This is a genomic window from Thiocapsa imhoffii (genome assembly GCF_016583985.1).
GTDB classification, from domain to species: Bacteria; Pseudomonadota; Gammaproteobacteria; order Chromatiales; family Chromatiaceae; genus Thiocapsa; species Thiocapsa imhoffii.
This window is the reverse complement of the sequence record NZ_NRSD01000042.1, coordinates 1-9945: the sequence shown is the minus strand read 5'-3', so window position 1 is coordinate 9945 and position 9945 is coordinate 1. Positions and strand designations below refer to the sequence as shown.

Below are 9945 nucleotides of genomic sequence, written 5' to 3'. Positions count from 1 at the left end.
GCTCCGGTCGTGCGCACGCTACCGGCCCAGACGGCGCGCAGATCGAGATCATTCAACGACACATCAACCGGCTGCTCCGGGAGCCCGCTTGCGGGCGATCCCAGCCGACGGTCACCGCCGGTCGAGCGCTGAAAGCGCTTTGGCCCGACTCACCAGCGAGGCCTATTGGTCACCAATCACGATGACCGTGGTCCGTCCCCGGTGTCCCTCGATGACCGTGGTCCGTACCCAGTGTCCCACGTAGGGTGGATAAGGCGCGCGGCACACCGTCTCGGACACGCCGCCGAGCTAGATCGCGCCGCATCCACCGACGGCCTCGTCGCGCGCCTTGCTGTCGCCGGTGGATGCGCTGCGCTGATCCACCCTACGGGGCTTTCCGCTCCCACAGTCCCATGTAGGGTGGATAAGGCGCGCGGCACACCGTCTCGGACATGCCGCCGAGCTAGATCGCGCCGCATCCACCGACGACCACGTCGCGCGCCTTGCTGTCGCCGGTGGATGCGCTGCGCTGATCCACCCTACAGGGCTTTCCGCTCCCACAGTCCCATGTAGGGTGGATAAGGCGCGCGGCACGCCGTCTCGGACACGCCGCCGAGCTAGATCGCGCCGCATCCACCGGCGACCACGTCGCGCGCCTTGCTGTCGCCGGTGGATGCGCTGCGCTGATCCACCCTACGGCGTTCGGTCATTCAGTCACCGATCGCGATGACCGTGGTCCATTCCCGGTGTCCCGTGTAGGGTGGATAAGGCGCGTGGCACGCCGTCTCGGACCCGCCGCGAGCTGGATCGCGCCGCATCCACCGGCGGCCTCGTCGCGCGCGTTGCTGTCGTCGGTGGATGCGCTGCGCTGATCCACCCTACGGCGTTCGGTCATTCAGTCACCGATCGCGATGACCGTGGTACCCCACGGGTTCCCCGACGTTGCGGCGCTTACGGTAAACCACACGTGACGAAGGCGCTTGAGATAAACTACGCCTCCCAGTGAATCCTATTTAAGGTGCTCAGATGTCTCTGAGATTCGACACCCGTGTCGCGGCAGCGGCCACGGCGCAAGACCCCAAGCTGATGCGTCAGGAGTTTTCACGCGTGTTGCATGTGCCTGCCCGGGCCGATGGGCTCAAGCGTCACCGTCTGCGGTTTCGCGAAGTGCTCTATTTCAAGTTGAAGGGGACCTTGGAGCGCGAGGGGCTGGTGTTGAGCCCGGAGGACCGGCGCGCGCTGTACACGGTATTGACGGTCAAGGCCGGAGAGGTTGGCGGCTGGCGTCGAACGGGGCGCAAGCTGGTGCGGGCCGGTGACGTGCCGATCACGTTCGACCTAACCAAGATCGTGCACAGCACCCACAGTGCGTTGCGAATGATTCAGCGAGGTGAAGGCATGATCGAGCGCCGGCCGGAAATCTGTTCCGGTGAGCCGGTCTTCAAGGGCACGCGCGTGCCGGTCGTGCATCTCATCGAGCAATTTCGCGCGGGCGTGCCCTTTCGCGAGATCGCCGAAGATTACCCCCAGCTCGACGCGAATGCCCTGCGCTACGCCGAGCTGCGCTCGCACATGGGCCAGGCGCCGGGCAGACCCCCGAGGCCACTGAAGATCAGACGGACCGCGACCACGTCTTGAAGCTGCTGATCGACGAGAACCTTTCGCCGCAGCTTGCCGCTTGGGCGAACCAGCAGGGGTTGGAAGCCAGTGCCGCCGTGTACGTCGGCCTTCAGGGTAAGCCCGACATTCAGGTCTGGCGCTATGCCTATTCACAGAGCCGGATTGTTGTGACGGTGAATGTCGGTGATTTCATCCAGCTTGCCGAAGGGTTCGAGTTGCATCCCGGTGTGATCGCGTTCCGTGAAGCTGGTCTGGATCGGAAAACGCAGTGGGAACGTTTGCAGGAAGCGATTCGATTCGTTGAAAGGCACTGCGCGGGTGATCTGACGAACCAGGTGCTTGAAGTGAAGCGCAGTGGAGAACTGGTGCTTCATGCGATTCCCGAGGTATGAGCCCGGCCAGCCACTAACTCGCCGGTGCCCCCCCGATTGCCCGAATCAATCGCGAGGACCGTGGTCCATTCCCGATGTCCCACGTCGGGTGGATAAGGCGCGCGTCACGCCGTCTCGGACATGCCGCGGGCTGGATCGCGCCGCATCCACCGGCGGCCTCGTCGCGCGCGTTGCTGTCGTCGGTGGATGCGCTGCGCTTATCCACCCTACGGGGCTCGGTCATTCAGTCACCGATCGCGATGACCGTGGTCCGTCCCAGATGTCCCAAGTAGGGTGGATAAGGCGCGTGGCACGCCGTCTCGGACACGCCGCGAGCTGGATCGCGCCGCATCCACCGGCGGCCTCGTCGCGCGCGTTGCTGTCGTCGGTGGATGCGCTGCGCTTATCCACCCTACGGCGTTCGGTCATTCAGTCACCGATCGCGATGACCGTGGTCCGTCCCAGATGTCCCATGTAGGGTGGATAAGGCGCGCGGCACGCCGTCTCGGACACGCCGCGAGCTGGATCGCGCCGCATCCACCGGCGGCCTCGTCGCGCGCCTTGCTGTCGCCGGTGGATGCGCTGCGCTTATTCACCCTACACCCCTATCCGACAACCCCCGCACCACGGCTCTGAACATAAACCGTGGCTCGCAAGCCAGCGAGGCCGATGGTCGCCGATTGCGATGACCCTGGTACGTCCCCGGTTTCCCGCGTCCCCGGTTTCCTTGAGAACAATGTTCTCCCCGAGTTTGCCCTCAATCCGCGTTGGTCTCGGTTTGCTCGCGCAGCCCGCGGGCTCGATGCGCCAACGACGCAACATTTTCGTCTGGCCATTGAGTCTGCCGCCATTTCGTATAATCGAACCGCTCGCGATTCAGCAGAGCGATGAAGCGTTCGGCTTCCACAACGCCTAAAGCATTGGTTAATAGCTGGATTCCGTGCGAGCGAATCTCGGCATCAGTTCTCATTGTTTGACTCCTGAAGCATACGGATGAAGTCCAATGGATCTGCAACGCGCAGACGGCTTTCACTTCTCATCTTTCGCAACAAAGCATGATCTGTGGTCAAGAACCAAGTTGCGCCGGCTTCGATAGCACTCGCGACATGCAATGCGTCCATAGGCTTGATGCCTTTTTTTGCGAACTGCTCCGCCAATACCTCGATTCTTTGGCTCGTGTCGACGTTCACCGAGGCCAGGGATCGCCACATCTGGATTGCGTTCCGACGTTCCATGTCCGGGTTCGCGATGTTCTCAAGATCGAGAATTGCCGACCATGCAAGCATCCACCGGCGGCCTCATCGCGCGCGTTGCTGTCGCCGGTGGATGCGCTGCGCTGATCCACGCTACGGCGTTCGGTCATTCAGTCACCGATCGCGATGACCGTGGCACGTCCCCGGTGTCCCATGTAGGGTGGATAAGGCGCGCGGCACGCCGTCTCGGACACGCCGCGAGCTGGATCGCGCCGCATCCACCGGCGGCCTCGTCGCGCGCTTTGCTGTCGTCGGTGGATGCGCTGCGCTTATCCACCCTACGGCGTTCGGTCATTCAGTCACCGATCGCGATGACCTTGGTCCATTCCCGATGTCCCTCGATGACCGTGGTCCGTCCCCGGTGTCCCATGTAGGGTGGATAAGGCGCGCGGCACGCCGTCTCGGACATGCCGCGAGCTGGATCGCGCCGCATCCACCCAGCCTCCAGCCAAACCCGGCCATTCATTCATAATCCATCCCGTCGATCGCTTCGGGCTCGCAAGTTCCCCATGCTTCATCGTACCAACCCTTGGTGACCGCTTTCCTGAAGGACGACCATGGCCAATCGCCTGGTCTTTTCGCCAACCCATGTTTGACCGGATTGTAATGGATGTAGTCCACATGCCGGCGCCAATCGTCCTCATCGCGAACGGAATGCTCCCAAAAACGACGTTGCCAAACCAGGCGTTCATTGCGGCGATTGGTGACGGGTGAAATGTGGCGGGAGGCAGATTTTTTGATCTCGCGCCAGCGCGAAGAATAATCACAATCCTCTTCCGGCAAACGCCAGATGCAATGCAGATGGTCGGGTAGAACCACCATCGCGTCTATTTGGAACGGTTGCTTGGCCATCCTCTCGCGCATCGCTTGCCGCAAGATATCGACATGCGCTTCGGTGTTGAAGAGCGGGGCTCGATTCATGGTGACGACGGTGAAAAAGTAACAGCCGCCTGGGATGAAGACGCGTTGATAGTTGCTCATGTTCCCTTATCGAGCGAAGGGTGGATGCGCTGCGCTGATCCACCCTACACCCTTATCCGACAACCCCCGCGCCACAGCTCCGAACATAAACCGTCGAGGCCGCCCCGCGATGCATCGCAATCTCAGCCCCGGGCTCTCCGGTTTTCCTCAGGCGCCGTTCTGATGGAGTTCGCTCCGAATCGTTTCGCGCACGACATCCGCGAGCGTCTGCCCTTCAACGAACTGGCGCAGTGCATCGTTCATCAGTGTTTGATAATTGCTTCCCATCATCTCGGCGCGCGCCTTGAACGCCGCCAAGATCCGGTTGTCCACACGCATCGTCCCCTGCGACTGGCTTCCTCGTTCGGCCTGCAGACGTGCCAATGCCGGTAGCTCGGAAACAGATTTGGCATCGGTAAAATCAAGGTCGGCATAGGCTTCGAAAAGGGGATCAGAACTGTTGTTCATAGCATCGCCGTTGGGATTGGTTAGCTTTCCAGGAGGAAATCAAGCGAATGCAATTCCCGCGAAGTGTCTACACCGCCACGAGGACACGTCCCTGTCCACCCATGCCAAGGGTCACGAATCGCTGCTCGCCGTTTGCATCCACGTCCTCGCGTGTCAGCGCGAAGGGATCAAGCAGAACATCACGTGCTTCATCGAAGGTCACCCCGTCGTGGTTGGCCGGATTGGCGGCGGCTTTGGCAGGGTCGAATTCGATCTCCATGGGGTGACGTTAAGCGTGTCTGTACGGATATTCAAGTTGTGTCGCCGAGATGGGCCCGCTTTGGCCGGACGCATCAGCGAGGTCGATCGGTCACCGATTGTGATGGCCGTGGCCCGTGCTCGGTGTCCCAAGTCGGGTGGATAAGGCGCGCGGCACGCCGTCTCGGACACGCCGCGAGCTGGATCGCGCCGCATCCACCGGCGGCCTCGTCGCGCGCGTTGCTGTCGCTGGTGGATGCGCTACGCTTATCCACCCTACGGGGCTTTCCGCTCTCACAGTCCCATGTAGGGTGGATAAGGCGCGTGGCACGCCGTCTCGGACACGCCGCGAGCTGGATCGCGCCGCATCCACCGGCGGTCTCGTCGCGCGCTTTGCTGTCGCTGGTGGATGCGCTACGCTGATCCACCCTACGGGGCTTTCCGCTCCCACAGCTGTCGCTGGTGGATGCGCTGCGCTGATCCACCCTACGGGGCTTTCCGCTCTCACAGTCCCATGTAGGGTGGATAAGGCGCGCGGCACGCCGTCTCGGACCCGCCGCGAGCTGGATCGCGCCGCATCCACCGGCGGTCTCGTCGCGCGCGTTGCTGTTGCCGGTGGATGCGCTACGCTTAGTCCACCCTACGGGGCTGATCCACCCTGCGGGGCTTTCCGCTCTCACAGTCCCATGTAGGGTGGATAAGGCGCGCGGCACGCCGTCTCGGACACGCCGCGAGCTGGATCGCGCCGCATCCACCGGCGGTCTAGTCGCGCGCGTTGCTGTCGTCGGTGGATGCGCTACGCTTATCCACCCTACGGGGCTTTCCGCTCCCACAGTCCCATGTAGGGTGGATAAGGCGCGCGGCACGCCGTCTCGGACACGCCGCCGAGCTGGATCGCGCCGCATCCACCGGCGGCCTCGTCGCGCGCCTTGCTGTCGCCGTTGGATGCGCAGCGCATCCACCACCCCGTAGGCCGGATCGAGGCGAATGACCGGCAACCGGTGTACACTGCAATCCAATCAAACGAGGCACGGATAAACCACGATGAGCTCCGTAGTCGAGCTTTACGAAGCCCTTGCCAGCGCGCCGGACGAGCGAGCGCGGGCCCGCGTGATCGCCGAGGCGTTCGAGCGGCTCGAGGAGCGTTATCCCCATCTTCCGGATCTCGTGACGCGCACGCATCTGAGTGAGACGGAGCTGCGTCTGCAAAAGGAGATCGAGCAGTTACGCGGCGAGGTCAAGACCGAGATCGAGCAGTTACGCGGCGAGTTGAAGACCGACATCGAGCAGTTGCGCGGCGAGGTGAGGACCGACATCGAGCAGTTGCGTGGCGAGCTACGCCAAACCGAGCTCAGGCTTCAGAAAGAAATGGTCCAAATGCGCGGCGATATGACCGCCGCGATCGAGCGTAGCCGCAACAGCTTGCTGCTGTGGCTCATCCCGCTGATGTTCGCTCAAGTCGGTGCGATGGCGGCTTTGGTGAAGCTGCTTTAAGGTGATTTCCGGGGAAACGTCGACCACCCGCAACCTCATCCAGCACGGCGTGCTCACCGACGGGCAGATCGCCCAGGTCACCGGCCTGAGTCCCGATGCGGTCGCTGCCCTGCGCGCGGGCGATTGGCACTGAGCCGACAGACGACGCACGGACGCTGCCATCTCAACGCAACACGCGGCTCACGTTGCTCCACATCGAAGCCATCGGCAGACGCGCGATCGTTTCCACCCAAAACAGTGTCGCCGTCCGTTATAGAGAACCACACCGTTCTCCCTCGGCACCGCGCTGAGCCGCGCCAGCCCGGCGCGCTCATCAGGGCAGCATGGAATGTAGGGTGGATCAGCGCAGCGCATCCACCACCCCGTTGGCCGGGAGCGCCGTCGGTCGCACCGGAGCGGCGCCCGGTGGATGCGGCGCGGCCGACGTCTTGCCAATCGCCAACCCTCGAGCGCGCGCCTTATCCACCCTACGGGGCTCCCACAGATTCAGTCGGGTGGATCAGCGCAGCGCATCCACCACCCCGTGGGCCGGATCGAGGCGAATGACCGGCAACCGGTGTACACTGCAATCCAATCAAACGAGGCACGGATAAACCACGATGAGCTCCGTAGTCGAGCTTTACGAAGCCCTTGCCAGCGCGCCGGACGAGCGAGCGCGGGCCCGCGTGATCGCCGAGGCGTTCGAGCGGCTCGAGGAGCGTTATCCCCATCTTCCGGATCTCGTGACGCGCACGCATCTGAGTGAGACGGAGCTGCGTCTGCAAAAGGAGATCGAGCAGTTACGCGGCGAGGTCAAGACCGAGATCGAGCAGTTGCGCGGCGAGGTCAAGACCGACATCGAGCAGTTGCGTGGCGAGCTACGCCAAACCGAGCTCAGGCTTCAGAAAGAAATGGTCCAAATGCGCGGCGATATGACCGCCGCGATCGAGCGTAGCCGCAATAGCTTGCTGCTGTGGCTCATCCCGCTGATGTTCGCTCAAGTCGGTGCGATGGCGGCTTTGGTGAAGCTGCTTTAACCCTACCAAAGCTGTCAAACGCGCCAGCGCCTCGTCATCCAAGGCAGCGCGTCCCGTGCCGACGCTGCCGCCATGAACATCCCGCACGGCCGCCTCCTGCGCGCGCCGATCTGCTTCAAGGCCAAGGAACGCCAGGACGCGCTCCAGCTCACGCCCGGGATCGGCGACGAAATTCTCGTCAACCACCTCCAGCCAGCGCGAAGGCGGCATGGCCTGAAGGGCGTCGTAGGCTTGCTCGACCCACGACAGCGGTTACCGGCGCTCACCCGCTAAGATCGTGCAGCGAAACATGGTCCCGAGAAGCCGATTCCGAGAGTCCGACCGGGGAGACATCCGATGCAAACCTATGAAGACGACATCGTTGCGTGGGCGAACGAGCAGGCTCGGCTGCTGCGAGAAGGACAATTTGACCGATTGGATATCGTGCATATCGCCGAGGAGATCGAGGACGTGGGAAAAAGCGAGCAGCGTGAGCTGGCGAGCCGCATGGCCGTGTTGCTTGCCCATCTATTGAAATGGAAGTATCGGTCGGATCAACGCGGCAGGAGCTGGGAAGGAACGATCCGCACCCAGCGCAGAGCGATTGCCCTGCGTCTCGCGCGCACGCCAAGCCTCAAAGCGATCCTCAGCGATGCGGCCTGGTGGGAAGAAACCTGGGCCGATGCCGTCGCCGCTGCCACCCTGGAAACCGGGTTGGACACCTTCCCGGACAATTGCCCATGGCCACAGGCCGACATTCTGCATCCAGACTGGTTACGAAAGTTATAGTGATCGCGCGCAGGATCTCGGGGGTCGGCGAACTGAAAATCCCAAACAAAAAACGGACATTCGTGATTCGGCGGCAACTCTCAAGCCGCTAATCGCGGCGTACAACCGCTATATTCGCACGGCGCTCAATCTAATCACGAAGCACATTCTCGTGAAACCTGCAGAAATGTATGGAAAGCTTGAAAAGGAATATATAAAATCCAACCTGACTCAGCGTAAACTGCTTCTTCTTTCCAGTGTTCGAATGTAGCATACGCGCTGGAACTGTATGTAGATCATCTAGCGGCGCAATATGGTCGAACTCAAGAGTCCCACCCTTCGGTAGATAGAATAACGAAGTAACCTTCTGCTCCTTTATTGCTAAAATTTTCGCAGAGATTCTATCAGGGCTTATACCGCCTTTTACGAGAGAGTTCTCAATATAGAGTAAGGGGGATAATGGGCGCGAAAACAATGCTTTCAGGAAGATCTCTCTTGTTATCTTGGTTAATGTCGCAGCTGTTGCTTAGTATTATTCCCTTTATCACTCTTTGCTGCATCGTTTCTAGATTGATTACCTTAAAACCAAACCATCCATCCCCCTGAAGAAGTTCATCTTGGCATTTTCCCGTGTAATAGTTGATCTTATCAGGAAAATCTTTGAGCGCCTTGGTTAGACCTTCTTTTGCTTCCTGGGTCAAATAATACGGAATATGGTCCTTGATATTTTCTGCCGTGATAGCCATAAACGACTTAGCTCTGATAAAGATCCCATAGATTCTCAAAAAGAACTTGCTCAAACTCTGAACCAAGTGGCTCTTGTTTCGATGAAAGCTCTAGAAAGAAATCCGTGATAAGAGCTTCGAACGGTTCCCTTGCAGCTGACCAAGCGACTCCAGAAAGGTAATCATGAAGCGCCTCGCATGTCGACGAGGTTCCCGTCAACGAAATATTGTAGTTGCAGCTTCTTGTGAAAGCCGGATTGTACCCTTCGCTATAACTAAGCGCATCAGTTGGCACGCAAGGACCCGCTAAAATACCGCCGATCATGACTGTTCGGAACGTTTGAGCAGTTTGTACAGTTCGATAATTATCCATACTCAGGCTCCAATCGGGTGATCGTTTGCTCAGTAAGGCAATCGAAGAACCTTTTTTTGCTTACGATATGAAGTCGATCAAGGCCACCATATAATTCCGGCTCAAGCTCCTCGATAGAAATGCTACGGAGGTTTCTTATAGTATCGATGTCAATTATGACGCCTTCGCGAACAGACTTGTCCGCCATCGCTACCTTAGCTCCAGAAATAATCTGTACGATGCTAATAAACTCGTCGACTGAAATCTCTATCCTAACGTGATACGGCTCGTTGGTTAGTTGATGATCTCCAATCTTTAAAGAGAGATTAGCTAAGAGGCTGTATAGGAACTAAATTATTGATTTAATGTCATAAAATTCCGATAGCATGGGCAATCATAATGCGAATGCCACTTTTGACTTCGGAGAATTGAACATGACCAAAGAAAATTCTCATACGCCTATCCGCTACCCAAGCGACCTCTCAGACGAAGAGTGGGCGATCATTGAGCCCATTTTGAACGAGCTTGAGCCATACAAGACAGGGCGACCTCGTGAAGTAGATATTCGCGAGATTTTAAACGCGATTTTCTATTTGAATAAGACAGGCTGTCCATGGCGATATTTACCAAAAGATTTCCCCTCATACCACCTTGTTAATTACTATTATAATAAATGGACACACAGCGGACTCCTAGAGCATATCAATGCGGCACTACGGTCAC

Annotated in this window: 16 protein-coding genes; 8 read left to right on the top strand and 8 right to left on the bottom strand. The window is 59.4% G+C overall.

The window, feature by feature from the left end; all coding sequences use genetic code 11:
• The first annotated feature begins 1005 nt into the window (after positions 1 to 1005).
• A complete protein-coding gene (locus CKO25_RS19880; RefSeq protein ID WP_200389693.1) occupies positions 1006 to 1617 on the top strand; it encodes a DUF433 domain-containing protein in 612 nt (203 codons plus the stop codon).
• Positions 1614 to 1991, top strand: a complete 378-nt coding sequence (locus CKO25_RS19875; RefSeq protein WP_200389692.1) for a DUF5615 family PIN-like protein — start codon at positions 1614 to 1616, stop codon at positions 1989 to 1991. The genes CKO25_RS19880 and CKO25_RS19875 overlap by 4 nt, the downstream gene beginning before the upstream one ends.
• Positions 1992 to 2727: 736 nt before the next feature.
• Here the strand turns inward: CKO25_RS19875 and CKO25_RS19870 are convergent.
• The 6 genes from CKO25_RS19870 to CKO25_RS19845 all read right to left on the bottom strand — a co-directional run bounded on the left by CKO25_RS19870 (position 2728) and on the right by CKO25_RS19845 (position 4910).
• Positions 2728 to 2940 carry a hypothetical protein gene (locus CKO25_RS19870; protein ID WP_200389691.1) on the bottom strand — a complete coding sequence of 71 codons (213 nt, stop codon included), beginning with the start codon at positions 2938 to 2940 and terminating at the stop codon, positions 2728 to 2730.
• The gene (locus tag CKO25_RS19865) at positions 2930 to 3256 is read right to left on the bottom strand and encodes a type II toxin-antitoxin system VapC family toxin (RefSeq protein ID WP_200389690.1); all 327 of its coding nucleotides are present in this window, start codon (positions 3254 to 3256) and stop codon (positions 2930 to 2932) included. Before CKO25_RS19865 ends, CKO25_RS19870 begins: the two co-directional genes overlap by 11 nt.
• A gap of 262 nt (positions 3257 to 3518) precedes the next feature.
• Positions 3519 to 3656, bottom strand: a complete 138-nt coding sequence (locus CKO25_RS19860; RefSeq protein ID WP_200389689.1) for a hypothetical protein — start codon at positions 3654 to 3656, stop codon at positions 3519 to 3521.
• A gap of 29 nt (positions 3657 to 3685) precedes the next feature.
• Positions 3686 to 4204 (bottom strand): REP-associated tyrosine transposase, encoded by a 519-nt coding sequence (locus CKO25_RS19855; protein WP_200389688.1) that lies wholly within the window; start codon positions 4202 to 4204, stop codon positions 3686 to 3688.
• A 147-nt stretch (positions 4205 to 4351) separates the two neighbouring features.
• On the bottom strand, positions 4352 to 4651 hold the full coding sequence (locus CKO25_RS19850) for a BrnA antitoxin family protein (RefSeq protein ID WP_200389687.1): 300 nt from the start codon (positions 4649 to 4651) through the stop codon (positions 4352 to 4354).
• A gap of 67 nt (positions 4652 to 4718) precedes the next feature.
• A complete protein-coding gene (locus CKO25_RS19845) occupies positions 4719 to 4910 on the bottom strand; it encodes a BrnT family toxin (protein WP_200389686.1) in 192 nt (63 codons plus the stop codon).
• A gap of 1022 nt (positions 4911 to 5932) precedes the next feature.
• Here CKO25_RS19845 and CKO25_RS19840 point away from each other — a divergent pair.
• The 5 genes from CKO25_RS19840 to CKO25_RS19825 all read left to right on the top strand — a co-directional run bounded on the left by CKO25_RS19840 (position 5933) and on the right by CKO25_RS19825 (position 8166).
• Complete coding sequence (locus tag CKO25_RS19840) at positions 5933 to 6382, top strand: coiled-coil domain-containing protein (RefSeq protein ID WP_200389685.1); 450 nt, start codon at positions 5933 to 5935, stop codon at positions 6380 to 6382.
• Position 6383: 1 nt separating this feature from the next.
• A complete protein-coding gene (locus tag CKO25_RS21730) occupies positions 6384 to 6515 on the top strand; it encodes a hypothetical protein (RefSeq protein WP_276569068.1) in 132 nt (43 codons plus the stop codon).
• Positions 6516 to 6981: 466 nt separating this feature from the next.
• A complete protein-coding gene (locus tag CKO25_RS19835) occupies positions 6982 to 7398 on the top strand; it encodes a CCDC90 family protein (RefSeq protein WP_200389684.1) in 417 nt (138 codons plus the stop codon).
• Between the two features lie 72 nt (positions 7399 to 7470).
• Positions 7471 to 7671: a hypothetical protein gene (locus tag CKO25_RS19830; RefSeq protein ID WP_200389683.1), complete on the top strand. Its 201-nt coding sequence runs from the start codon at positions 7471 to 7473 to the stop codon at positions 7669 to 7671.
• 63 nt (positions 7672 to 7734) lie between these two features.
• A complete protein-coding gene (locus CKO25_RS19825; protein ID WP_200389682.1) occupies positions 7735 to 8166 on the top strand; it encodes a DUF29 domain-containing protein in 432 nt (143 codons plus the stop codon).
• 416 nt (positions 8167 to 8582) lie between these two features.
• Here CKO25_RS19825 and CKO25_RS19820 read toward each other — a convergent pair whose 3' ends face one another.
• Entirely contained in the window at positions 8583 to 8891 is a 309-nt protein-coding gene (locus CKO25_RS19820) for a hypothetical protein (RefSeq protein WP_200389681.1), read from the bottom strand.
• Between the two features lie 7 nt (positions 8892 to 8898).
• The gene (locus CKO25_RS19815; protein ID WP_200389680.1) at positions 8899 to 9243 is read right to left on the bottom strand and encodes a hypothetical protein; all 345 of its coding nucleotides are present in this window, start codon (positions 9241 to 9243) and stop codon (positions 8899 to 8901) included.
• A 413-nt stretch (positions 9244 to 9656) separates the two neighbouring features.
• Here CKO25_RS19815 and CKO25_RS19810 point away from each other — a divergent pair.
• Positions 9657 to 9945: transposase (locus CKO25_RS19810; RefSeq protein ID WP_242467770.1), on the top strand; the 289-nt coding region annotated here is incomplete at its 3' end.